The sequence below is a fragment of the Pseudomonas sp. ICMP 8385 genome, from assembly GCF_002699915.1.
Lineage (GTDB): Bacteria > Pseudomonadota > Gammaproteobacteria > Pseudomonadales > Pseudomonadaceae > Aquipseudomonas > Aquipseudomonas gessardii.
In genome coordinates, this window is sequence record NZ_LKBY01000102.1 from 106,206 (window position 1) to 130,181 (window position 23,976).

16 protein-coding genes are annotated in these 23,976 nt (G+C 61.0%); 2 read left to right on the top strand and 14 right to left on the bottom strand.

All coding sequences use genetic code 11. The features are described from left to right. Positions 1 to 56: 56 nt before the first annotated feature. From AO268_RS16125 to AO268_RS16140, 3 genes are all read right to left on the bottom strand, one after another. Complete coding sequence (locus tag AO268_RS16125) at positions 57 to 1,397, bottom strand: DUF3999 domain-containing protein (protein ID WP_099169237.1); 1,341 nt, start codon at positions 1,395 to 1,397, stop codon at positions 57 to 59. Further along, positions 1,394 to 4,450, bottom strand: coding sequence for a DUF2339 domain-containing protein (locus AO268_RS16130; protein WP_099169238.1), 3,057 nt, complete (start codon positions 4,448 to 4,450; stop codon positions 1,394 to 1,396). Before AO268_RS16130 ends, AO268_RS16125 begins: the two co-directional genes overlap by 4 nt. Positions 4,451 to 4,619: 169 nt before the next feature. After that, positions 4,620 to 7,070, bottom strand: a complete 2,451-nt coding sequence (locus AO268_RS16140) for a glycogen/starch/alpha-glucan phosphorylase (RefSeq protein WP_076961676.1) — start codon at positions 7,068 to 7,070, stop codon at positions 4,620 to 4,622. A 239-nt stretch (positions 7,071 to 7,309) separates the two neighbouring features. On the opposite strand from AO268_RS16140, the gene AO268_RS16145 reads away from it, so the two are divergent. Beyond that, positions 7,310 to 7,744, top strand: coding sequence for a YkgJ family cysteine cluster protein (locus AO268_RS16145; RefSeq protein ID WP_032862271.1), 435 nt, complete (start codon positions 7,310 to 7,312; stop codon positions 7,742 to 7,744). Positions 7,745 to 7,918: 174 nt separating this feature from the next. Here the strand turns inward: AO268_RS16145 and typA are convergent, their stop codons facing one another. Beyond that, entirely contained in the window at positions 7,919 to 9,739 is a 1,821-nt protein-coding gene (gene typA / locus AO268_RS16150) for a translational GTPase TypA (protein ID WP_076961675.1), read from the bottom strand. A gap of 139 nt (positions 9,740 to 9,878) precedes the next feature. Then, positions 9,879 to 11,333 carry a tRNA uracil 4-sulfurtransferase ThiI gene (thiI, locus tag AO268_RS16155; RefSeq protein ID WP_099169240.1) on the bottom strand — a complete coding sequence of 485 codons (1,455 nt, stop codon included), beginning with the start codon at positions 11,331 to 11,333 and terminating at the stop codon, positions 9,879 to 9,881. A gap of 333 nt (positions 11,334 to 11,666) precedes the next feature. On the opposite strand from thiI, the gene glnA reads away from it, so the two are divergent. Then, entirely contained in the window at positions 11,667 to 13,073 is a 1,407-nt protein-coding gene (gene glnA, locus AO268_RS16165) for a glutamate--ammonia ligase (protein ID WP_029295916.1), read from the top strand. A gap of 144 nt (positions 13,074 to 13,217) precedes the next feature. On the opposite strand, the gene AO268_RS16170 is transcribed toward glnA, so the two are convergent. The 9 genes from AO268_RS16170 to AO268_RS16210 all read right to left on the bottom strand — a co-directional run bounded on the left by AO268_RS16170 (position 13,218) and on the right by AO268_RS16210 (position 23,925). After that, a complete protein-coding gene (locus tag AO268_RS16170) occupies positions 13,218 to 14,291 on the bottom strand; it encodes a class I SAM-dependent methyltransferase (RefSeq protein ID WP_076961673.1) in 1,074 nt (357 codons plus the stop codon). Between the two features lie 46 nt (positions 14,292 to 14,337). Continuing rightward, positions 14,338 to 15,789: a class-II fumarase/aspartase family protein gene (locus tag AO268_RS16175; protein WP_076961672.1), complete on the bottom strand. Its 1,452-nt coding sequence runs from the start codon at positions 15,787 to 15,789 to the stop codon at positions 14,338 to 14,340. Continuing rightward, on the bottom strand, positions 15,789 to 17,222 hold the full coding sequence (gene purB / locus AO268_RS16180; protein WP_099169241.1) for an adenylosuccinate lyase: 1,434 nt from the start codon (positions 17,220 to 17,222) through the stop codon (positions 15,789 to 15,791). The genes AO268_RS16175 and purB overlap by 1 nt, the downstream gene beginning before the upstream one ends. Before the next feature lie 30 nt (positions 17,223 to 17,252). Beyond that, complete coding sequence (locus AO268_RS16185) at positions 17,253 to 18,230, bottom strand: HOASN domain-containing protein (protein ID WP_076961670.1); 978 nt, start codon at positions 18,228 to 18,230, stop codon at positions 17,253 to 17,255. Between the two features lie 41 nt (positions 18,231 to 18,271). Beyond that, the gene (locus AO268_RS16190; RefSeq protein WP_076961783.1) at positions 18,272 to 19,240 is read right to left on the bottom strand and encodes an HOASN domain-containing protein; all 969 of its coding nucleotides are present in this window, start codon (positions 19,238 to 19,240) and stop codon (positions 18,272 to 18,274) included. A 512-nt stretch (positions 19,241 to 19,752) separates the two neighbouring features. Then, positions 19,753 to 19,947, bottom strand: coding sequence for a heavy-metal-associated domain-containing protein (locus tag AO268_RS16195; RefSeq protein ID WP_076961669.1), 195 nt, complete (start codon positions 19,945 to 19,947; stop codon positions 19,753 to 19,755). 89 nt (positions 19,948 to 20,036) lie between these two features. Continuing rightward, complete coding sequence (locus AO268_RS16200; protein ID WP_099169242.1) at positions 20,037 to 20,285, bottom strand: hypothetical protein; 249 nt, start codon at positions 20,283 to 20,285, stop codon at positions 20,037 to 20,039. Between the two features lies 1 nt (position 20,286). Continuing rightward, on the bottom strand, positions 20,287 to 21,306 hold the full coding sequence (locus tag AO268_RS16205; protein ID WP_099169243.1) for a 2Fe-2S iron-sulfur cluster-binding protein: 1,020 nt from the start codon (positions 21,304 to 21,306) through the stop codon (positions 20,287 to 20,289). A 63-nt stretch (positions 21,307 to 21,369) separates the two neighbouring features. Further along, complete coding sequence (locus AO268_RS16210; RefSeq protein WP_099169244.1) at positions 21,370 to 23,925, bottom strand: heavy metal translocating P-type ATPase; 2,556 nt, start codon at positions 23,923 to 23,925, stop codon at positions 21,370 to 21,372. Between the last annotated feature and the right edge of the window lie 51 nt (positions 23,926 to 23,976).

Below are 23,976 nucleotides of genomic sequence, written 5' to 3' on the forward strand. Positions count from 1 at the left end.
GCGCATTTCCTCCTATCAGACGAGATAAGCCTGACAGAGTTCATGTAGGCCCCGGCTCAGGGCTTGGCCGGCGGCTTGCGCAATAGGCTGTAGGCCATGCCCCCGAGTGCCGCTACGCCCAGCAGCAATACGGCCCACAGGCCGATTGCCTGCCAGTTGATACCTGCGACAGTGGGTGCGACCGGCACATTGGCGGGCCACTGGCCATCGACCCTGGCCTGGCCCAACGCCGCGAGGCGCTGCGGTGAGTAGTCGGGAATCAGCGTCGCCAACGACAGGTTCGCCGCCTTGACCGTCGGGTTGCCCACCGCCAGGGTGAACGGCGGCTCGCCCCGCGCCAGGAACACCAGTTGCGTGGCCCGCACGGCAAAGCGCAACGCCGGGGCTTCGGCCCCCAGGCCGCCACCGCGCTCATCGACCTCCAGCTTGAGTTGCTCGACCGGGTAACCCGGCAGCTGCAATTGATCCTGGGTGACGTCTTGCCCGCCCTGCGTCAACCGGTAGAGCAAACCACGGCTCAACGGCTGCCACGCCTGCTGGCTGCCCTGGCGCCCCAGCAGGCCAACCGGCGCCAGGCTATTGGATTGATGCAACTCGATGCGCACCCGTTCGATATTCAGCGCCGTGGGCAACTGCCAGCTGTATTGCCCGGGCTGGATGACGCTACCGGCCATCGGCTGTGACCAGACCAGCGCCAATGGCAGGCTGCTGGTGCTCTGCACTTGGATGGACGTCAACTCAGGCGCGGCCTGGCCTTGCCATAACAGGCGTAAATAGCGGGCCGGCTGCCCTGGCAAAGCGACTTCACACTGCTCTACCCGTTCATCGGCAAACGCCAGGCGCGCCACCTGCCCTTCGCCCCACGCCCGCCACTGCTGCAAGTCGTCGCTGGCTTCAATGCTGAAACGCTGGAAACCGTCGCGCTCGCTACTCCAGTCGAGGATCAGTTTGTGCAACGGTGCCTTGACCGCACTGGCATCAAGCAACCAGCCGCGCCGCACCTGCGTGCCGGTCGGCGCTTCACTGGCAGGTTGCACCTGGACCAAGGTGCCGGTGGCGCTGGATTGCACGCGCACGCCCGGTGCGGTGTCGCCACTGTCGGCGGTGGCGTACAACGGGAAGCCCTTGAGGCGGGTCAGGTTTTCTGTGCCTTGGGCCGACTGCCGCACCAGCGCATATGCCAGGGGCTCACCGGCCGCATTGAAGACCCGCACATCACGCAGATCCGCCTGACGGGCGCTCAATTGCACGGCCAGCGGCAGTTCCAGGCGGTACCAAGGGCCTTCGCCGCTGATCAGCAGTGGCGCCTGGCGGGTGAAGTCGCCGGGGGCTTCCCGGGCCCCTGCCGATAAGGCGGCACACAGGCCCAATAGCGCGATGCTCAGTTTGCCGATCAAGAGGATGCTCCTTGCAGTTCACGTTTAGGCGGCAGCGGGGCGAAATAACCCACCACCAGCAACAACCCGCCCACGCCGATAAACGACACAATCCGCTCCAGCCCGCCACGGTTGCTCAGCTCGACGAGGAACAGTTTGGCGACCACCACCCCAATCAGCACCGCGCCGACCAGCCACACCTCCCGACGATTGCGCAGATGGCCGCCGATCATCAGGCCCAGGGCAATCAGGGTCCAGACAATCGACAGCCCGGCCTGGACCAGCATCGAATCGAGCAACGCATCCAGCTCAAACGGCACGCCGCCCCAATGGTGCGCCGCGCGCATCACCAAGGCGGTGAAGAAGGCAAACAGCGAGACCCCGGCAACGCCCTGGGCCACCCACGGGGTGCGGCCGCCCAGTTGCAGCGCCGCGCTGCGCGCCCACAGGTACACACCCAGCAGCGCGAACAGCAGGCCAAGATCCAAGGGGTTGAGCAACGGTACGTATGGCAAGGGTTTGGCCGTACCGTCGCTGAAGATATTGGCCAGCCAGAACCACACCAGCATCAGCGCCGCCAGCGGCAGCGCGGCCAGCAAGCGGTATTCACGCGAATAAGCAGATATCGGCCACGGCCACTGGCGCGGCGCAGCAACCGCTATCAGGTACAGGCTGGGGAAAATCGCCCAGCCCAGCCAGCGCCAGGCGTTGTATTGCACCGAGAGCACCAACAGGCCGTAGCGTAACTCCAGGGCCAGCATGCCGATCAGCATCCAGCAGCCCAGCACATGGGCCACGCTCAGGGACTTGGCCGCTGCCAGGTCGGCCAAATAACGCAGCGCGATAAAATGCACGGCGAACACCGCGAGCCAGGCCAGCCAGCCCCATTCGGCTGCCGGATGGTAATAGCGATGCAACGACACCAGCAGCACCAGCGCCGCCGCCGGCATCAGCAACAGGCAGAGGGTGGCCAGGGAGGCCCAGCGCAGGCGCAACGCCAGCAGCGTCCACAGTGCCGCGCTGGCCGCTGCCGCCGCCAATAGGAAGGTGGCTTGCAACTCCGGCGGGGTGAAGCGCAGCACTTCGTGGTTCAGCGCCAACACCCACCACGCCGCGCCCCAGGCCAGCAGGCCGTTGGCTAGCAGCGGCAAGTTGAGCCGTTGACCGCCGCCCTGCAAACGCCAGGCCCCGACAAAGGCGGCCAGCCCGACCAGCATGGGCGCCCAGAAACCGATATGGCGAAACACCGGCAATTCCTCGGCGCCCCATGACGTCAGCGTGAGCAACGCCCCCGCCAACACTTGCACGCCGAGCGCGCAGAACAGGACAGTGCGCGAAGCGATATGCAGGCCGACAAACACGCTGACCAGCCCCGCCAGCGCCCAGCTGATCGCGGTGCCCTGCTCGGCCAGCAGCAACGGTGCCAGCAGATACACAAAACCCAGGCCTAGGCCGGCCAGGACCGGCAAGCCCTTGCGCTCCCACTGGCTGATCTGCCCATGCGCAGCCTTGCGCAGTTGGTGGAAGCTGAACAGCAACGCCACGCCGAGCAACAACGCACCCAGCGCCGCCCCTTCCAGCAGCGTGTGCTGGCCCACGTCAAACTCACTGAGAAAGGCCAGCGCCGAGCCCAGTTGCAACAACAGGCCGAACCCTCGCGCCAACGTGCGCTGCTGACGCAGGCCAAGCCAGAGGATCCCCGCGCCCTCCACCGCCCAGGCGGCGGCGGTCCAGCGCGCATCCAGGCCCAGGGGGATCGCCAGGCTGGCGAAGATCACGCCCAGGGCCAGGCAGGTTTCTGCCAGCAACACCGTGCGCCCGCCCCTGAGCACCCGCGCCAGGGCCATATAGATGATGCCCAATGCCAGCGCACTGAAAGCCGGAGCAAAGGCCAGGTGTTGCACCAGGGTGAACTGCAAACCAAACGCCACCAGCGGCGGGCCGAACAACAGGCCGCCATCGACATAATCGCCCTTGGCTGCCGACCAGCGCAGCAGCGCGCCACGGCTGGCATCGGCCGGAGCGTCGGGGGTTTCCAGGAGTTTACGCCGCGCAAACAACAGGCCGATGGCCAGGTACATCAGGAAAAACAGGATCAAGAATGGCTCGGTACTCCACAGCAGTTCCGGGGTGTAGGAACGAATGCCCCAGGCGAAGCCAATGCCGAAGGTGCCGGCAAAGCCAATCACATTGAGCAAGCGCCAGGCCTTGAACCAGGCGATGGCGAGAATGCCGGCGTTGAGTAGGGCGAAGTAGCTGAACAGCGCCACATGGCTGCCTTCGCCGGTGGACGCCAGGATCGGCGCGGCAAACCCGCCGAGGGCAGCGGCGCAGGCCAGGCCGATGGCGTCCTGGGTAATCGCCAGGATCGCCGAGAACAGCGTCACCGCCACCAACAGGCCGAGCGCCGCGCCGGGGTCGAGCAAGGGATGCAGGCGCATGGCGGCGAACACCGTCAGGTACAACACCGCAATACCGGTGCCTTGCAGGATCAGCGCGTAACTGCCCCGGCGCAGGCGCAGCCACCAACCCAGGCCCAGCAAGCCCAGGGCGCAGGCGGCGACCCCGGCGTAACGCAGCTCAATGGGCACGTCCACACCTTCGGTGGCATAGCGCAGCAAAAACGCCAGGCCCAAAAACAGCAGGACGACACCGACCCGCAGCACGGTATTGCCGCCCAGCAGCCAGTTGCGCGCGGCGCCGATGGCCCGTTCGATCAGGTTGGGGCTACGGGGCGTTTCGGGTTCAGCTTCGCGGGCAACGGCGGCCGGTTTCCACAGGTCGTCCGGCAGCGGCGGGCTCGGCTCGGGAGCAGAGATGGGTTGCAGTTCGGCGGGCAACTCCCAGACCAGCTCTGGGGCGGGCGCGGGTTCGGCCATGGATGGTTCGACCTGAGGCGGCTTTTCCAGCAGCGCGAGGCGTTGCTCCAGCGCCTTCAGGGCACTGCCGAGGTGCGACAGGCGAATGGCCTGGCCAATCCCCAAACCCAGCAGTGCACCGAAGCCTGCATCACTGAACGATTCATCCAGCGCCCAGCCGAGCACCAGGCCAATCAGCATGAACATCCATTGCATGGTCCAAATCCCTAAGCAAACCGAGGCCTAGTATATAGACGCGCAACCCATGTGGGAGCTGGCTTGCCTGCGATGCAGACGCCTCGGTGTATCAGTAACACCGAGGGGATGCTATCGCAGGCAAGCCAGCTCCTACACAAGCCCATTCCTACAGGGGGTTGCGTGGCGTCTAGTCCAAGGCTTTCCAGATCTCGGTCGCATATTCCCGGATGGTTCGGTCGGACGAGAACCAGCCCGTGCGCGCCGTGTTGAGCACCGCCGAACGCCACCATTCCTTGGAGTCATGCCAATGGGCTTCGACCCGCGCCTGGGCGGCCCAGTAGGCATCGAAGTCGGCACACACCAGGAAGCGGTCGTAGTCGATCAACGAATCAATCAGCCCCACATAGCGCCCCGGATCGTCCGGCGAGAACACCCCGCCACGGATCGCTTGCAGCACGTCGTTCAAGCGGTGGGACGCCGCAATATCGGGAGCGGCATTGAATTCACCGGCCTGTTTGCGTGCATCCACCTGCTCGGCGCTCAGGCCGAAGATAAACATGTGCTCGCAGCTGATGCGCTCGTGCATCTCGACGTTGGCGCCGTCCATGGTGCCGATGGTCAGTGCGCCGTTGAGGCCGAATTTCATGTTGCTGGTGCCCGACGCCTCGAACCCGGCGGTGGAGATCTGTTCCGACAGGTCGGCCGCCGGGATGATGTTTTCTGCCAGGCTGACGTTGTAGTTGGGCAGGAACACCACCTTGAGCAGGCCGCGCACGGTCGGGTCGTTGTTCACGGTACGGGCGATGTCGTTGGTCAGCTTGATGATCAGCTTGGCCTGGTGATAGCTGGCCGCCGCCTTACCGGCAAAGATTTTCACCCGCGGCACCCAATTCACCTCGGGCTCGGCACGAATCGCCTGATACAGGGCAACGGTGTGCAACAGGTTCAACAACTGGCGCTTGTACTCGTGGATCCGCTTGACCTGCACATCGAACATCGCCGCCGGGTTGACCGAAATCCCCAGGCGCTCATGAATGATATCGGCCAGCACGCGCTTGCTGTGCAGGCGCTGCTCGGCGAAAGCCTTGCGGAACGCCTCCTTCTCGGCAAAGGTCTCCAGCTCTACCAGGCGCTCCTCCATATTGTCGAGGATGTCCGGGCCCAGGGCGTCCACCAGCATGGCCGTAAGCTTGGGGTTGGCCTGGAACAGCCAGCGACGGAAGGTAATACCGTTGGTCTTGTTGTTGATTCGGTCGGGGTAGAGCTTGTGCAGTTCGGAAAACACCGTGCTGCGCATCAACTGCGTGTGCAGCCCCGAGACGCCGTTGACACTGTGGGAACCAAGAAACGCCAGGTTACCCATGCGCACGCGCCGGCCGTTGTCTTCTTCGATCAGCGAGACCGCACGCAGCACGTCGAAATCGTGGATGCCCTTGGCCCGCAGCGAGTCGATGTGCTGGGCGTTAATCAGATAGATGATCTGCATGTGCCGCGGCAGCATGCGTTCCATCAGGCCCACTGGCCAGGTTTCCAGGGCTTCGGGGAGCAGGGTGTGGTTGGTGTAGGACAGCGTCTCCACCGTGACCTGCCAGGCCGCATCCCAGGCGATATCGTGCAAGTCGACCAATTGGCGCATCAATTCGGCCACGGCGATGGACGGGTGGGTGTCGTTGAGCTGGATGGCTGCGTGTTCGCCCAGGCTCAATACCGAGCCGTGCATGTTTTTGTGGCGGCGCAGCAGGTCTTGCAGGGAGGCCGAGACGAAGAAGTATTCCTGGCGCAGGCGCAATTCCTGCCCCGCTTCGGTGCTGTCGGCCGGGTAAAGCACCCTGGAGATGCTTTCGGCACGGGCCACTTCGGCAACGGCGCCCAAATGGTCGCCGGCGTTGAAGCGCTCCAGGTGCAGGTCTTCCACGGCGCGGGCACGCCACAGGCGCAAGGTGTTCACACTGGCCCCACGCCAGCCGACCACCGGGGTGTCATAGGCCACCGCGCGCACGGTTTCATTGGGCGACCAGACCTGAACCGACTTGCCGGACTCATCCAGCACGGTCTCGACGCTGCCGCCAAAGCCGATCGGGTAGATCACCTCGGCGCGCTCGAACTCCCAGGGGTTGCCAAAATCCAGCCAGCGCTCGGTCTGTTCCTGCTGCCAGCCATCGACAATCGCCTGGCGAAACAGCCCGTGCTCGTAGCGAATGCCATAGCCATGGCCGGCAATGCCCAAGGTCGACATGCTTTCCATAAAGCACGCGGCCAGGCGCCCCAGGCCACCGTTGCCCAGGGCCGCATCGGGCTCCAGCAGGCGAATGCGCTCCAGGTCCACACCCAACTCGCCGAGGGCTTCGCGCGCCACCTCCAGCAGGCCGAGGTTGCTCAGGCTGTCAAACAGCAAGCGGCCTATCAGGAACTCCAGGGACAGGTAATACACCCGCTTCTGCCCGCGCCGGTAGATACGCCGCGTGTGGTCCATCCAGTGCTCGACCATATGGTCGCGCGCCGCCAGGGCAATGGCTTCAAACCAGTCGTGGTCAAAGGCGTGATCGGGATCCTTGCCCACCGCATAAGTGAGCTTGGTCAAGACAGCCTCGCGAAACGCGGCTACCTCTGCTTCTCGTACAAGCGGTTCCTCAGACATCGGTGCGACCTCGGGCGAGATAGAAGAAGGGAAGTCTTAGAGCCTAGACGGTCTGACAAACCCCGTGGCTGACGGTTCGGCAGTTTTTCACTCATTCATCCATAGAGCAATTAGATGCAGGGGCCGTGCCTGTTTACGTGCCAAAGCCGCCTTTGAGCCGAAACCCGTAAAATACTGTTCAAAAAATCACCAATCCCGGTATGATCGCGCGCCCGGACAAAGCCCCTCTTGGAAACCTGATGAAGCCTCAACTGATCGCCGCCGCGGAACTCGACCGTCTCGAAACGTGGCAGAAATACTCCAGCCACATGTGCGGCGGCTGCACGTCCAACTGCTGCACCCTGCCGGTTGAGGTGAAGATCAAGGATTTGATCCGCATTGGCATCGTCGATGAATTCGAGCGCGGCGACCCGCCGAAGAACATCGCCAAGCGCTTGCAGAAGGAAGGCATTGTCGAACGGTTCAACTCCAAGTCCGAGATTTTTACCCTGCAGCGCATGAGCAACAACGACTGCCTGTACCTGGATCGTAAGACGCGCTTCTGCACTATTTATGACAAGCGCCCGGATACCTGCCGCAATCACCCGAAAATCGGGCCACGGCCGGGGTATTGCGCGTACAAGCCCAAGGAAGTGGTGCGCGAGACCAAGCTGCGCACGCTCGACAAGTTCTAACCCGGATGGATCGTTCCCACGCTCCGCGTGGGAATGCAGCCGCTTGCCCTTGGCAGCGGGGCGCAGAGCGCCCCAGGAGGCATTCCCACGCGGAGCGTGGGAACGATCACAAGGCATAAAAAAACGCCCCCGGCCTTTCGACCGGGGGCGTTTTTATTCAGCTGGAACTAAGGATCAGTTCTTGGCCTTTTTGGCAGCGCGGGTACGCTCGCCTTCGTCCAGGATCTTCTTACGAAGACGGATGGACTTAGGCGTCACTTCGCACAGCTCGTCGTCCTGGATGAATTCCAGAGCCTGTTCCAGGGTGAAGCGAACAGGTGGAACCAGGGCGATGGTTTCGTCTTTACCCGAAGCACGCATGTTATCGAGCTTCTTGCCTTTGGTTGGGTTGACGCCCATGTCGTTGTCACGGCTGTTCAGACCAACGATCTGGCCGTTGTAGATCTCTTGACCGTGTTCAACGAACAGCTTGCCACGCGCCTGGAGGGTTTCCAGGGAGTAGGTCAGCGCCTTGCCGGTTTCTACCGATACCAGAACACCGTTCTGACGGCCGGACATGTCGCCGGACTTCATGGTGTCGTAGCGATCGAAGATCGAGGTCAGGATGCCAGCACCGTTGGTCAGGGTCAGGAACTGGTTACGGAAACCGATCAGACCACGAGCAGGGATGTTGTATTCCAGACGCACACGGCCTTTGCCATCCGGCACCATGTTGGTCAGGTCGCCCTTACGCAGGCCCATCTCTTCCATGACCTTGCCCTGGGATTCTTCCGGGGTGTCGATGGTGACGTTTTCAAACGGTTCCTGCTTCACGCCGTCAACGGTACGGATGATCACTTCAGGACGACCTACGCCCATTTCGAAGCCTTCGCGACGCATGGTTTCGATCAGTACCGAGAGGTGCAGCTCACCACGGCCGGAAACCTTGAACTTGTCAGCCGAGTCGCCTTCTTCAACGCGCAGTGCAACGTTGTACAGCAGCTCTTTGTCCAGACGTTCCTTGATGTTACGGGAAGTCACGAACTTGCCTTCTTTACCGCAGAAAGGCGAGTCGTTTACCTGGAAGGTCATGGAAACGGTTGGCTCGTCAACGGTCAACGGCACCATTGCTTCAACCATGTCCGGGTGGCACAGGGTGTCGGAGATGAACAGCGAGTCCATACCGCTGATGCACACGATGTCGCCAGCCGCCGCTTCTTCAACGTCAATACGGTGCAGACCGTGGTGACCCATCAGCTTCAGGATACGACCGTTACGCTTCTTGCCGGTGGCGTCGATAGCCACGACCGGAGTGTTCGGCTTGACGCGACCACGGGCGATACGGCCAACGCCGATAACACCGAGGAAGCTGTTGTAGTCCAGTGCCGAGATTTGCATCTGGAACGGACCGTCACGGTCGACTTTCGGCGCAGGTACGTTGTCGACGATCGACTGGTACAGCGGGGTCATGTCTTCAGCCATGGCGGTGTGTTCCAGACCGGCAATGCCGTTCAGGGCCGAGGCGTAGACGACTTTGAAGTCCAGTTGTTCTTCGGTGGCGCCCAGGTTGTCGAACAGGTCGAAGATCTGGTCCAGAACCCAGTCCGGGCGCGCGCCTGGACGGTCAACCTTGTTGATCACCACGATTGGACGCAGGCCGGCTTCAAAAGCCTTCTTGGTCACGAAACGAGTTTGCGGCATAGGGCCGTCTTGGGCATCAACCAGCAGCAGAACGGAGTCGACCATCGACATTACACGTTCAACTTCGCCGCCGAAGTCGGCGTGGCCCGGGGTGTCCACGATGTTGATGTGGTAGCCGTTCCAGTTGATGGCGGTGTTTTTCGCCAGGATGGTAATACCGCGCTCTTTTTCCTGGTCGTTGGAGTCCATCACGCGCTCGTCGTTGAGCTCGTTGCGCTCCAGGGTGCCGGATTGACGCAGGAGTTTGTCTACCAGGGTGGTTTTACCATGGTCAACGTGGGCAATGATGGCGATGTTACGTAGATTTTCGATCACTTGTGTATCTCGATCAGAGGATTCGGTGTGCTGACAGGTCGTGGCAGCGATTAACAGTAGAGTCAGGCCTTGCCGTTACAGCTTGACGGCAGAGTCGGGGGGCCGGTGACGCAGGCCACAGGCAAACAGCCCCGGGCTCTTAGCTCGGTCGATAAACGCGCACATTGGCATGCCCCTCACTGAGCAAATGGTGGGCATGCAGGCGACTCATCACGCCTTTGTCGCAATACAGCAGGTACTGACGGCTGTTATCCAGTTCCTTGAAACGCGCGTTCAGTGCATAGAACGGCAGCGCTTGCACGTCGATGCCAGCGATTTCCAGCGGCTCGTCGCAAGCGGCATCCGGGTGACGGATGTCGATGACGATCTGGCCGGCCAGGGCTTCGCTGACTTCTTCGATCTGCACATCCTGGCCCAACTCGTCGATGACCCGATCGATCGGCACCAGTTTGGCGTTCTCGAGCGCTCGCTCCAGAATCGCCATGTCGAATTCTTTCTCTTCATGCTCCACGCGGTGGCGCTTGGCATGGGTCTTGGGGTTCACCGAGATGACCCCGCAGTACTCTGGCATGTGCTTGGCGAAATCAGCGGTGCCGATTTCGTTGGCCAGGTCGATGATGTCCTGCTTGTGGCTGGCGATCAGCGGGCGCAATACCAGCTTGTCGGTCACGCAGTCGATCACGGACAGGTTCGGCAGGGTCTGGCTGGAGACCTGGGAAATCGCCTCGCCGGTCACCAGCGCTTCGATTTGCAGGCGGTCGGCGATTTTCGACGCTGCACGCAACATCATACGCTTCAATACGACGCCCATATGACCGTTATCGACTTTTCCGAGAATTTCTCCCAGGACTTCCTCGAACGGTACGCTGACAAACAGCACGCGCTGGGAACTGCCGTACTTCTTCCAGATATAGTGCGCGACTTCCATCACGCCCAATTCGTGTGCACGCCCGCCCAGGTTAAAGAAGCAGAAGTGGCTCATCAGGCCGCGGCGCATGATCTGGTAGGCCGCCACGGTGGAGTCGAAACCGCCGGACATCAGCACCAGGGTCTGCTCCAGCGCCCCCAGCGGGTAGCCGCCGATGCTGTTGTGCTGACTGTGGATCACAAACAACCGTTGGTCGCGAATTTCGATGCGCACTTCAATTTGCGGCTCTTTCAGCGAAATTCCAGCGGCGCCGCACTCGCGACGCAGCTTGCTGCCGACGTATTTCTCGACGTCCATGGAGCTGAACGGGTGCTTGCCGGCACGCTTGCAACGCACCGAAAAAATCTTGCCTTCAAGGCTGCTGCCAAAGTGCAGTTTGCATTTTTGCGTGATGTCGTCGAAGTCGCCCAGGGGGTACTCGTCCACCTGCAGGAAATGCGCGATGCCCGGCATGCAGCTCAGGCGCTCGGTCATATCTTTCAAGGCCTTAGGGTCGGTAACGCGGGTTTCCAGCTCGAGATTGTCCCACACACCGTTCACCACCACGGCCGGGTCCAGGTCACGGAGCACGGCGCGGATATTCTTGGCCAACTGACGGATGAAACGCATCCGTACCGGTCGGCTCTTGATGGTGATCTCGGGAAAGACTTTAACGATTAATTTCATGGAAACAGCGCGCACAGGGCCAGCCGAAAAAGGGGGGCGCGGATTATAGCGGAAATCGCTCAAGGTTTAACCAGTTAATATACAAACGGCGTATCGCGCACCAAATAAGTGCATTAATAAAGCGTTACGCTACATTGCAGTGCGTATTTTTTGCCGCTTTAACGATTTGCACCTTTATAGGGGCCATTTTGAGGCAAAAAACCCATGTCGGGGCACTGGCATGTAATTTGCTCTCTTGTGAGGCAGGTTGCCATGGCGGACTATCCGCGCCGGCATCACCCACATTCTAAGGGCTACTCCACTACCCCAGCCCGAAGCCACCCGGAGGACACTATGTCGAAGTCGGTTCAACTCATCAAAGATCATGACGTTAAATGGATTGATCTGCGCTTCACGGACACCAAAGGCACTCAGCACCACGTGACCATGCCGGCTCGCGACGCGCTGGATGACGCCTTCTTTGAAGAAGGCAAAATGTTCGACGGTTCCTCCATTGCCGGCTGGAAAGGCATCGAAGCCTCCGACATGATCCTGATGCCGGACGACTCCACCGCCGTACTCGACCCGTTCACCGAAGAGCCGACCCTGATCATCGTCTGCGACGTGATCGAGCCTTCGACCATGCAAGGCTACGACCGCGACCCACGTGCGATCGCCAAGCGTGCCGAGGAATACCTGAAGTCCACCGGTATCGGTGACACCGTATTCGTGGGTCCTGAGCCTGAGTTCTTCATCTTTGACCAAGTGAAGTTCAAGTCCGACATCTCCGGCTCCATGTTCAAGATCTTCTCCGACCAGGGCTCGTGGATGTCCGACCAGGACGTGGAAGGCGGCAACCATGGCCACCGTCCAGGCGTCAAAGGCGGCTACTTCCCGGTGCCACCGTTCGACCATGACCACGAAATCCGTACCTCCATGTGCAACGCCATGGAAGACATGGGCCTGGTCATCGAAGTTCACCACCACGAAGTGGCGACTGCCGGCCAGAACGAAATCGGTGTGAAGTTCAACACCCTGGTGGCCAAGGCTGACGAAGTACAGACCCTCAAGTACTGCGTACACAACGTAGCTGTAGCCTACGGCCGTACCGCGACCTTCATGCCTAAGCCTCTGTACGGCGATAACGGTTCGGGGATGCACGTTCACTTGTCCATCGCCAAAGATGGCAAGAACACCTTCGCTGGCGAAGGTTATGCCGGCCTGTCCGACACCGCCCTGTACTTCATCGGCGGTATCATCAAGCACGGTAAGGCCCTGAACGGCTTCACCAACCCGTCGACCAACTCCTACAAGCGTCTGGTGCCAGGTTTTGAAGCGCCGGTCATGCTGGCCTACTCGGCACGCAACCGTTCCGCGTCGATCCGTATTCCTTACGTGTCCAGCCCTCGCGCTCGCCGTATCGAAGCACGTTTCCCGGATCCAGCCGCCAACCCGTACCTGGGCTTTGCTGCACTGCTGATGGCTGGCCTGGACGGCATCCAGAACAAGATCCACCCAGGCGACGCCGCCGACAAGAACTTGTACGACCTGCCGCCTGAAGAGGCCAAAGAGATCCCACAAGTGTGCGGCAGCCTGAAAGAAGCCCTGGAAGAGCTGGACAAGGGCCGTGCGTTCCTGACCAAAGGCGGCGTGTTCAGCGACGACTTTATCGATGCCTACATCGCCCTGAAAAGCGAAGAAGAAATCAAGGTCCGCACCTTCGTACACCCACTAGAATACGAGCTGTACTACAGCTGCTGATCCGGTAGCGCTGCTTGACGTGGCGTGACACCAAGCCCCACTAAAATAGCCCTCGTTTCGAGGGCTATTTTTTTGTTCAAAATACCTGTGGGCGATCCTTGGTGTGAGTGAGCAGGTCTCGCTCACACCAGGATTGGGCTGGCGTTAAGGCTTGAGCTCGAACAACGCGGGCAGCGCAGGTCGGGCCGAGGGGACTTTGCGGAATCGGCTGAACCCCGCCTTCTCGGCCATCTGCCGCGCACGGTCCTCGCCCATGAAGGCACCCAGCCCTTCACCGCCATGGGACAGCGAGCAGGTCATGCAGTAAAGCGTGCTCTGCGGGTACATCACCCGACCGAACAGGTTCATGTTTTCATGCAGCTCATCGGAGAGGTTGAGCTCGACCATAAGGAAGGTGCCGTCATCAGCGGTCGATTCGCGCAGGTCCTTGATCATTTGCTGTGGATCGGTGGCATCGTGGATCACCACAAAGGTGGTGACGAAGTCGAATTTCTTACCGACCAACGCATCGGAATCACTGACTTCAAAATGCACCCGGTCAGCCACCCCGGCAGCCTTGGCGTTGGCCCGCGCACGTTCGATGGACGGCCCATGGAAGTCACAGCCATAGACCTGAGCCTCAGGATACGCCTTGGCCATGGTGATCGCGGCCAGGCCGCTGCCGCAGCCAAAATCAAGCACGCTGCCACCGGTGCGCAGCTTTTCTTCGACGCCGTCCAGCGACGGGATCCAGTGTTGGACAAGGTAGTGCTTGTACCAGGGCATGGTCATGCGCTCCATCCCCTCCCAGGTCTCAAGCGGGAACGCTTCTTCTGCGCAGCCACCCCCATTGCGGAAGGCCTCGATAACTTTCGGCGCCATGCTCACAAAAGGAACGCTCAGTTGGATGATGCCACCGGCGAAATACGGTGACTCTTCGTCCGCCAGCACGGGCGCAAATTCGGGCGGCATGCGGTAGCGCCTGGTTTGCGGATCGTAGGTGACGTAGTTGCCGGTCGCCATGCTGCCCAGCCACTCACGCAGGTAACGCGCGTTGTAGCCGCTCTTTTGCGCCAGCTCCTCCAAGGTCACCCACTCACTGTCCGCAAGGGTCTTGAACAAGCCCAACTGATCGCCGATGTAGAGCATGGCCCCACGCAGGGTGTTGCCATAATCTTCCATGATTCTCGCAGAAAACTGCTCGACCTTCGCGTTATCCACTTCCATAGCCTTTGACATTTCTCTCTCCTGGATTATTTCTGCGCCCGCATAAGCGGTGGGTGACTCAGTAATGCCCGGCAGCCTTGCCCAGCACGTTGTCGACGATTTTTTCAGCCATGCCCAGATGACTTCTAGGCTCAAACAGCTTTGCCAGGGTTTCCTCCCCCATGACCGCACTGACCCGCGGATCGGACTCAATGGCCTCACGCATCGACACCCGGTTGCGCTGGCTCGCCTGGGTGATCTCAAAGATGATTGCGTAGGCGCTGCTCTTGCCCAGTTTTTTCGCCATTTCAAACACGAATGCCTCGGTGCAAATGGCCTCGCTGAAGGCGTTTGCCGTGCGTTCCATGGTTTTGTCGTTGACGGTCAGGCCAATGATCGTGTCGGTCAGCAGCGAGATCGCCATCAGCGCATAGTGGGAGACATCCGCAACCGCGCACCACTCAAGGCGCGTGCCGCGATAGTCGCGCTCGTGCTCCAAAATCATTGCATCCAGAGCGAGCATGACCTGGACCTTGGCCAAACGCGCGAGCACGACCACCTGTTCGCAGCCTTCAGGGTTGCGCTTGTGCGGCATGGTACTGCTGCCGATCTGCTGCGCGCTCCAGCCCACCTCAAGCTCGCCGATCTCCCAGCGGTTCAGGGTGCGGATCTCATCCGCAATCCGCGCCAGCGACGCGGTGACCATCGCCAGGGTGCTGACGAATTCCGCCACGCGGTCACGGGACACATGCCAACCGGCCAGGGGTGCATCCAACGACAGCCGCTGCGCAAAGCGCTCAAGCATGGGCATGGCCTCAGTGCCAAACGCCGCCATCGTGCCGACGCCACCAAACAGCTGCACCACCAGAACCCGCTTGCGGGCTTCCCCCAGGCGCTCGCGATGGCGCATGAGTTCGTCGATCCAGCCCGCCACTTTCAGCCCGAACGTAGTGGGCAAGGCCGGAATCGAGTGGGTTCTGGCGACCATAAGGGCATTGCGCTGCTCGTTCGCCAACGTGGTCAGCTTGAGCAACAGCCCTTCGAGCGAACCCTCCATGGCGTCCAGCACATCACGCATTTCCAGGGACTGGGCGGTGTCCTGGATGTCCTGGGTGGTGGCGCCGAAGTGCACGTATTCACGGGCACTCGGGCTACAGTTTTGCTGCAAGGCACTGAGCAGCGGCATCAGCGAGTGGCCCGTACTGGCCACGCCCTCGGCGATCTGGAGCAAGTTGACGGTCGAGAGCCGTGCCGCCTTCTCAATTTCGAGCGCGGCCTGTTGCGGGATGATGCCGACATCCGCCTGCGCCATCGCCAGCGCGGCCTCCACGTCGAGCCAGCGCTGCAGGCGGCAGTGGCTGCAGAAAATTCTCCGGCTGACGGGGCCGGCATACCCTCCTCCATGGGTTTGCGAATCGAGAATGTGGCTATGCTCGTGCCGGCACGCCGATTCGGCCTGATCGGTGCCGAGGTTGTCCGAATGTACGGTGCACGACGAACGCCCGACCATTTCCAGCGTTTGTGAATCCATCACATATCCTCCATCACGTACTGAGACTGACTGAGAGTTCCTTGAGTTGAGATCGCCCCTTCACCAGCTCCATGTAAAGGGGTGGACAGCGGCTTGCGAGCGACCTGCTCGACCATGTCCGCCGCCAGCCCGGTATAGGTGGCGGGGTTGAGCAGATCTTCGAGCGCCTGCGGGGTAAAACAGCCTTGCAGGCGTTTGTGCTTGAGCAAGGCGTCGCGAAACGAAATCCCGCTTCGCCGTGACGCCAGGGACACCTCATGCACCAGTTCATGGGCCGTCTGTTTGCCAAACTGCGCCGCCAGGGCGAGCATCACCCGCTCCGACAGAATCAGGCCGCCCAGCAGGTCAAGGTTGGAACGCATGCGCTCCTCCCGGACATCGAGCCCTGCCGCCAGCACACCATCCATGCGGGTGAGCAGGGCACCGGCATAAATGAACAGTTCGGGCAACGCCGCCCACTCGATGCGCCAGGTCGTGCCATCCCGTTCGTGCAACTGAAACGCGGCGTCGGTCAGCGCCACCATCTGCGCCCGGACCAGCCGCGACAGAGCGCTGATCAGATCGACCGTCGACGGGTTTTGTTTGTGCGGCATGGTGCTGCTGCCAACCTGCCCCGCTCGGCTGTGCTCGCGCACTTCGTCTATCTCGGTGCGTTGCAGGTGATAGATTTCATTCGCCACCCTGCCCAGGGTCATCGAGGTCTGGACCAGGAGCCATGCAGCCTCCAGCACCCGGTCTCGTGCGCTGTGCCAACTGGTCAGCGGTGCCGCCAACCCGAGCCTGGCCAGCGTGCGCCGCTGAATCTCAAAACCCTGCGCACCAAACGCGGCCATGGTGCCCACCGCCCCGGTCAGGTTGCCCACCAGTACCCGCGCCTGGGCCTCGTCAAAACGCTCCAGGTGACGGTCGATTTCATCGAGCCAAACCGCCACCTTGTAGCCGAACGTCGTGGGCAGCGCCTGCTGGCCATGGGTTCGCGCAACCATCGGCGTGTGCTGGTAACGCAACGCCAGGACGCGCAGATGCTCACGGATCGAATGCAGCCGGCTCAGGGTGTGCCCCCAGGCGTCCTTGATCTGCAGGATGAGCCCTGTATCAAGGATGTCCTGGGTGGTCACGCCGTAGTGCACGTATTCCCCCCAGTGGGCGCTACAGGCCTTGGCCAGTGCCCGGATGGTGGGCACCAGGATATGTCCTGTCTCCATGCTTTCCTGGCCCAGGGCCTGCAGATCGAACAGTTCCACCTTGGCCACGCGGGCGATCTCCCGCGCGGCCTCATGGGGAATGATGCCCATCTCGGCCTGGGTTGCCGCCAATGCTTGCTCGACATCAAGCCACGTCTGCACCTGATTGCTATCAGAGAAGATCGCGGCAAATTCCGGGGACGAGTAAGCGCCCCCGTGGATACGGGATTCTGTTATGTGACTCGGCATGTCTGCTTGCTCGCTAGGTCCCGGGGACGGTCACTGAAGGCTTTGCAGTTGCTTCCAGACCGCGTCGTAATACGCCCGTTCCACACGGAAGTGCTGCGACAATGAGGTCAGGAAGGCATTCTGGAACGCCACGTCGGGGATGCGTCGCGCGATCAGTTGCCATTCACGCTTGGCGCGAGGCGGGACGAGGCTGATGTGAATCTTGTAGTACTCAGCCGCCTCTTCACTGAGCCCGGCCTGGAGCAGCGCGTGATAGAGCTTCTCGTGGTTGCCGGGAACGACCAGCTCAGTGATGTAGAACACCGCCAGGCCCCAGCCAGCATCTGGATTACGGAAGCTGCGGGCACGGTTATTGAGGTAGGCGATTTCTTCGGGCATCGTCGAGATCGCCTCGAAGTCAGCCTCCAGGCCAATGGCGTTGAGCAGCCTGGCCAGCAAGCGCGGGTGTGACGCCCGCTCGTCTTCTTCGCCCAGCTCTCCGTACAGGTAGCGGGCGAGCGCTGCCGCCTCGTCGACATCGGTCAGGTTCACCAGCAGGTCTGCCGCATCCCGGTACAGGCGGAATGTGCGAAACCACTGGTGGCGCAAGAAGACCTGCAGTTGTGCGCGGGAGGCAGAGCCTGCGAACACATACTGGGACATTGGGTGGTTTTCCCGCGATTGCGCGGCAATCTCTTGTTTGAGCCGTTGCTCGAACGCCTCTTCGGACAGCGGTGACGTCAGATCGGTAGAAGGCATGAAGCGCTCTTCTACGCGGTAGACCGCATTGGCCAGCCAGCGCCGGGTCAGCGCGGTTGCCACGTCATCGCTCAGCGAGAGGATATAAAGCAGTTGCTGATACTCGGCCTGGGCCGAAGCATTGCCCTTAAGGGCGGTCTCGGTCAAAACGGTAAGCATGCTGGCCGCGGTTTCGATTTGGCCAGGCGTTGCATCGGGGCCGAGCGCGTCGACGACAATACGTGCTTCGCGGGTATCAAGTTGCTGAAGTTGCTGCAAAGAAAAATTCATCCTGTGTGCTCCTTATCTCGTTCTACGTGCACCGCATTGGCTCAGGCTTTGTGGCTCGATTGCGCCTGCATTTGTTGCCACAGCATGTCGAAGTACGCCTTGTTGATTTCAAAGTGGCGTGCCAGTGCCTGCATGAACGAGTGCTGGAACGCGGGGCTCGGCGCGAACTTGGCAATCAGTGCCCACATCTCTTCGGTATCGATCTCATCCTGAGTACCGTGAAGGCGATGAAACTCGCTGGGCTCTTCTGGAACACCCAGGCGCTGCAACATCTCGTAGATACGTCGATGGTTGACGCAACTGACCGACTCGACCGCGTAGAGCAAGGCCAGGCCCCAGGCCACGTCGGTGTGGCGCACACAACGAATGCGGTTGTTGAGGTAAGCCTTTTCCAAGGGGTGCAGCGCAGGAAAATCGATGCGCAGAGGAATGTTGAAATGCGTCATAAGATGGGAGAGCAATGCCGGATGCGAACGATCCGGGGTTTCTGCACCCGCTTCGCCATACAGGTTGCGGTAGAACACAGAGGCATCTTCAATCGCTTCAAAGCGGAACGCGAGCTCGGCCAGGAGGCTGTAGAAGTTGTAGGAACGGGTCCAGTGGTGCTCAAGGAAGAAGCGCACGTCTTCATGCGGCGGCGTGCCCTGGAACAGGTGAACCGACATCGGGTGGTTCACACGGCTGCGTGCTTCGATTTCGGCATCGATCTTTTTACGGAATTCGTCCACCGAGACCACTTCAAAGTCGGGTAACGGGGGGGCAAATTCGTCTTCGATCAGGTACACCTGGCTCGCCATCCAGCGACGGGTTGGCTCGGTGCTAGCCTCACCCGGAACGTGCAGTTCGAGCAGCAATGCCTGGTATTGCGCGTAGGCAGTTGCGTCTCCGGCCAATCCATTGGCAGTCAGTTCAAGAAGGGCTTCAAGTGCCTGTGCAACCCGCGAGTAGCTGGCGCCTGGCTTCAAGGCTTCGGCCAACAGCGCCGGCACATCCGGCACAGCGGTGTGCATTTTGCCCAAGGTATTTTCTGAGACAACGGTATTGCGATTTTCGCTTAACTTATCCATGTAGAGCTCCATTAGCGACACACACATTCCCTTTCACCATGACTTCATATTCAAGGCTACGGCTATATCCCTGATCATGAGCATGATGCCTGCCTACGCGAACGCCACTCTGGCGAGCGAAGCAGTGAGTTGAACCGTGGTTATATGAACGTTAGTGCACACTAATAAGTGTGGCGTAAGTTCAATATAGGGGACGCAGATACACCTTTATTCGGTCGATCCGAGTGGATAAACAGAACAGCGGAATAGGGGGCGGAGTTACAGCGATTTTGTAAAGTAACGGAACGCATCGGACTATCCTCTTATTGTTGTTAGGATGAGCCTAAAGCTTCCCACGGTGGAAAGGTCAAGCAATTAATACAATTTTTTTCGCGCTCAGCCGCAATCAGGAAAAACACGCACACATGCGGTGGATCCGGGCCCGGACGCGCTTGCAGTGGCGTTAATGTTGGGGGTTACGGTTTTTCGGGATAGCCGGCCTCGCTGAGCACTTGCACAAAAACGCTCCTGTCCCGCGAGCTTTCGATCTGGACTTCGCGGGTGGGCGGGTCGGTTTTTATCTGGGCATCTGGATCAACACTTTTCAGGGCACTGGTGACTGCCCTGGCGCAGCCGCCGCATGTCATGTTGGGAACATTGAAACTATACATCTGGACCTCCTGATTATTGACGACGTTAAAAATATAGTCCTTCCCTGTGTGGCAAGGTCAAATACTTTCAAATGAAAAAAACCACTCTGTTATTCATCTTGCTTGGAGCCGTCACTGGTAGGGGGGACGTTCTGACGCGACTCCTGGGCGTTGCTACGCTCGATTGCGTATTCAGGGTTCTTGACCAACTTCCCATTACGCCAGACCAGCATTGGCGTAGTGTCTTTATTCATCAATTCATAATGACCATTGTTATACGGGTTGCCTCCTGTTGCCATGACTGCCGTGGAACCCAGTGCAATATTGGCAACTATCAAAGCAGCAACTAACTTTTTCACCTCATGTCTCCTCAAGTTTTTCTGTCGGCGTAAAGAACACATCGGCATGCAGGTCCTCGGCACGCAGCTCGCGGGCCCGGGTGATCTGCATAGCCGCCTCGACCATCAAGGGCGGCCCTGCCACATAGGCTTTCCAGCCATCGAGATATGTTAGGTCGTGGGCAATCGCATCGGTGACGTAACCGGTACGCCAGTGCCCCGTGACCGAGGCCTGCGAGAGCACCGGAATAAACCTCAGGTTTGCGTACCGTTGCGTCAGCCCCTGGAAATGCTCGACCAGATAGAGGTCACGCTCGCTGCGCGCCCCAAAATAAACGTGGATCGGTTGCTTCATTCCCTGGGCAACGGCCGTCTCGACGATCGCCTTGATAGGCGCAAGGCCCGAGCCACCGGCGATGCACAAGATCGGCCCGGCGTGCTGCTCGCGCAGACAGGCAGAACCGAACGGCCCTTCGAGCACGACCGGGTCGCCGGGCCTCAACCGCTGATGAACGTGCTCGGTGGTGGCACCGTCCGGCACCCGTCGAATGTGAAACTCCAGCACTCGCTCACCAGGCCCGTTCGCCATCGAGTAATCGCGAGCAGGTGCACCCGGAAACGTCAGCCGCGCATATTGGCCGGCAGTAAATACCAGCGGCTCGGCCTCACCGATATCGAGCTGGAGCCGCTTGATATCGTGGGTCGCATTGTCGATGGCTTTAACCCGGCAATCGAGCTGGCGACGGGGGTGGTCCGGGAGCTGTTCGTCGCCGCTCACCCAGGCCAGGATCGCATCGGTACGCGGGAGGGCGCAGCAGGCAAGGATCAGCCCCTGGCTTTTCTCCTCGTCCGAGAGCGCGAAGCCGCTGTGTTTCAGCAACTCCACTTCGCCACTGATCAGCCGTGACTTGCATGAGCCACAGCGCCCGGACCGGCAGCCATGGGGGTAAGCGATACTGTTGGCGAGGGCCGCTTGCAGTATCGTCATGCCTTCTGGCACAGCGATGGTCCGTGCGGCCTGGCGTATTTCGATCTGTTTCATCAGGACGCTCTTCTCAGGGGGGCGGGATCAACCGGCCCGCAGGCCGGGGTCAATGATCAAGGATTAATTCGCCGGTACGGCCACAGGGCTGCTGACGGCGGCCTCAGGGCGCGAGTCAACCGACAGCGGAACCTGCAGGCGCTTGAGGCGCAATGCGTTGCCAAGCACGAAGACACTGGAAAGCGCCATCGCCGCTGCGGCGAAAATCGGCGACAGCAAGCTGCCGTTCACCGGGTACAGCACCCCGGCCGCGACCGGGATCAACAGCGCGTTGTAGGCAAAGGCCCAGAACAGGTTCTGCTTGATGTTACGAATGGTCGCCTGGCTCAGGGCGATGGCATTCGGCACGCCGCGCAGGTCGCCCGACATCAGCACCACGTCGGCCGCTTCAATTGCCACATCAGTCCCCGTACCGATGGCCAGCCCAACATCGGCTTCGGCCAGGGCCGGGGCGTCGTTGATGCCGTCACCGACGAACGCGACCCGGGCGCCCTCACTGCGGAATTTCTTCAGGACCGCCACCTTGCCGTCGGGCAGGACTTCAGCGGCCACTTCATCGATGCCCAGCTGTTTGGCAATCGCGGCGGCGGTGGCCGCGTTGTCGCCGGTAATCATCGCCACCTTGAGTCCCAGCGCATGCAGCGCCTTGATGGCTTCGGGCGTCGATTCCTTGATCGGGTCGGCGACCGCAATCACCGCGGCCAGCCGGCCGTCGATCGCTGCATAGAGCGGACTCTTGCCCTGCTCACCGAGGCGCTTGGCCGTGGGCAGGAAACTCGACACATCAAGACCGAGCTGGGTCATGAAGCGATCCGCGCCAACCGCGACGGTACGGCCAGCCACGGTGGCAGAGACACCGAAGCCGGGTGTGGCGTCGAAGCGCTCAACCGGGGCGACCTTGAGGTCGCGCTGCTCTGCCGCCGCCACAATAGCTTCGGCAATCGGGTGTTCGGAGCGGGTCTCGACCGCGGCAACCAGGGCCAGCACTTCGTCGTATTCAAAGCCCTCGGCGGTGATCAGGTCGGTCAGTTCCGGGCGGCCTTTGGTCAGGGTGCCGGTCTTGTCGACCGCAACCACGGTCACATCGCGCAGCGCTTGCAAGGCTTCGCCCTTGCGAAACAGCACGCCGAGCTCGGCGGCCCGTCCGGTACCGACCATGATCGAGGTCGGTGTGGCCAGGCCCATGGCGCAGGGGCAAGCAATAATCAGCACCGCCACGGCGTTGACCAGGGCAAAAGTCAGCGCCGGCTCCGGGCCGAATACCAGCCAGGCCAGGAAGGTCAGCGTGGCTGCGACCATCACCGCCGGCACGAACCACATGGTCACCTTGTCGACCAGTGCCTGGATCGGCAGCTTGGAGCCTTGTGCCTCCTCCACCAGGCGGATGATCTGGGCCAGCACGGTATTGGCGCCGATCTTGGTGACGCGGAAGCTGAATGCGCCGGTCTTGTTGATCGTACCGCCGACCACTTCGCTGCCGACCCCTTTGGACACGGGCACCGGTTCGCCACTGATCATGCTCTCGTCAACGTAGGAAGAGCCCTCGATGACTTCGCCATCGACCGGCACCTTCTCGCCCGGACGCACAAATACGATATCGCCAGTGGTGACCTCATCGAGGGCAACTTCGAGGGTCTTGCCATCGCGTTCGACACGCGCAGTCTTGGCTTGCAGCCCGACCAGACGCTTGATGGCTTGCGAGGTCTTGCCCTTGGCCCGGGCCTCCAGGGTACGCCCCAGCAGGATCAGGGTCACGATGACCACCGCCGCCTCGAAATACACGTTGGCGGTGCCTGGCGGCAGCACTTTGGGGACGAAGGTGGCGACCACCGAATAGCCATAGGCGGCCGCCGTGCCGACCGAGACCAGCGAGTTCATGTCGGGCGCGCCACGCAACAACGCAGGCACGCCCTTGTGGAAGAAACGCAGCCCCGGGCCGAACAGAACCAGGGTGGCGAGCCCAAACTGGATGTACCAGTTGGTCTGCTGGCCGATGTTTTCCATCACCCAATGGTGCATCCCGGGGATCAGGTGCGAGCCCATCTCCAGGATGAACACCGGCAAGGTGAGGAGCGCCGCAATCAGCAAGGACCAGCGCAATCCACGGGCTTCGCGTTCACGGCGGTCACTGTCTGGATCGTCTGCACCCGGTGTTTCAGAAGACAAACGGCGGGCGCTGTAGCCAGCCTGTTTGACCGCCGCTTCCAGGTCGGCGGCCGCGACCATTCCAGCCAGGTAGCGCACGCGAGCGCGCTCGGTGGCCAGGTTGACGTTGGCTTCGAGCACCCCCGCAACTTTTTTCAGCGCCTTCTCGACACGACCAACGCACGAGGCGCAGGTCATGCCCTCGATTGCCAGTTCAAGGGTCTCCTCGCGAACCGCATACCCCGCGCGCTCAATGGCACTGACCGCCGCCTGCGGATCCGCCTGGCCGCTGAAGGTGATATCGGCGCGCTCGGTGGCAAGGTTGACCGCAGCTGAATCGATGCCGGGCACTGCTTTCAAGGCACGCTCGACCCGACCGACGCAGGAGGCGCAGGTCATGCCCTCGACCGGCAGACTCAGGCGACTGGAGGCCATGGGTGATTTGGAACCTGGTTGAACCGCAACAGAAGCCATTGGATTACTCCTCTAATGTGCTATTGACGAAGAGCTTGAAGCTTCCCAAGA

Bases quoted from the DNA above. Each gene is read 5' to 3' on its own strand.
- AO268_RS16130 (WP_099169238.1), bottom strand. From the start codon at position 4,450: ATGCAATGGATGTTCATGCTGATTGGCCTGGTGCTCGGCTGGGCGCTG.
- AO268_RS16140 (WP_076961676.1), bottom strand. From the start codon at position 7,070: ATGTCTGAGGAACCGCTTGTACGAGAAGCAGAGGTAGCCGCGTTTCGC.
- AO268_RS16145 (WP_032862271.1), top strand. From the start codon at position 7,310: ATGAAGCCTCAACTGATCGCCGCCGCGGAACTCGACCGTCTCGAAACG.
- thiI (WP_099169240.1), bottom strand. From the start codon at position 11,333: ATGAAATTAATCGTTAAAGTCTTTCCCGAGATCACCATCAAGAGCCGA.
- glnA (WP_029295916.1), top strand. From the start codon at position 11,667: ATGTCGAAGTCGGTTCAACTCATCAAAGATCATGACGTTAAATGGATT.
- AO268_RS16170 (WP_076961673.1), bottom strand. From the start codon at position 14,291: ATGTCAAAGGCTATGGAAGTGGATAACGCGAAGGTCGAGCAGTTTTCT.
- AO268_RS16175 (WP_076961672.1), bottom strand. From the start codon at position 15,789: ATGGATTCACAAACGCTGGAAATGGTCGGGCGTTCGTCGTGCACCGTA.
- purB (WP_099169241.1), bottom strand. From the start codon at position 17,222: ATGCCGAGTCACATAACAGAATCCCGTATCCACGGGGGCGCTTACTCG.
- AO268_RS16185 (WP_076961670.1), bottom strand. From the start codon at position 18,230: ATGAATTTTTCTTTGCAGCAACTTCAGCAACTTGATACCCGCGAAGCA.
- AO268_RS16190 (WP_076961783.1), bottom strand. From the start codon at position 19,240: ATGCACACCGCTGTGCCGGATGTGCCGGCGCTGTTGGCCGAAGCCTTG.
- AO268_RS16195 (WP_076961669.1), bottom strand. From the start codon at position 19,947: ATGTATAGTTTCAATGTTCCCAACATGACATGCGGCGGCTGCGCCAGG.
- AO268_RS16205 (WP_099169243.1), bottom strand. From the start codon at position 21,306: ATGAAACAGATCGAAATACGCCAGGCCGCACGGACCATCGCTGTGCCA.
- AO268_RS16210 (WP_099169244.1), bottom strand. From the start codon at position 23,925: ATGGCTTCTGTTGCGGTTCAACCAGGTTCCAAATCACCCATGGCCTCC.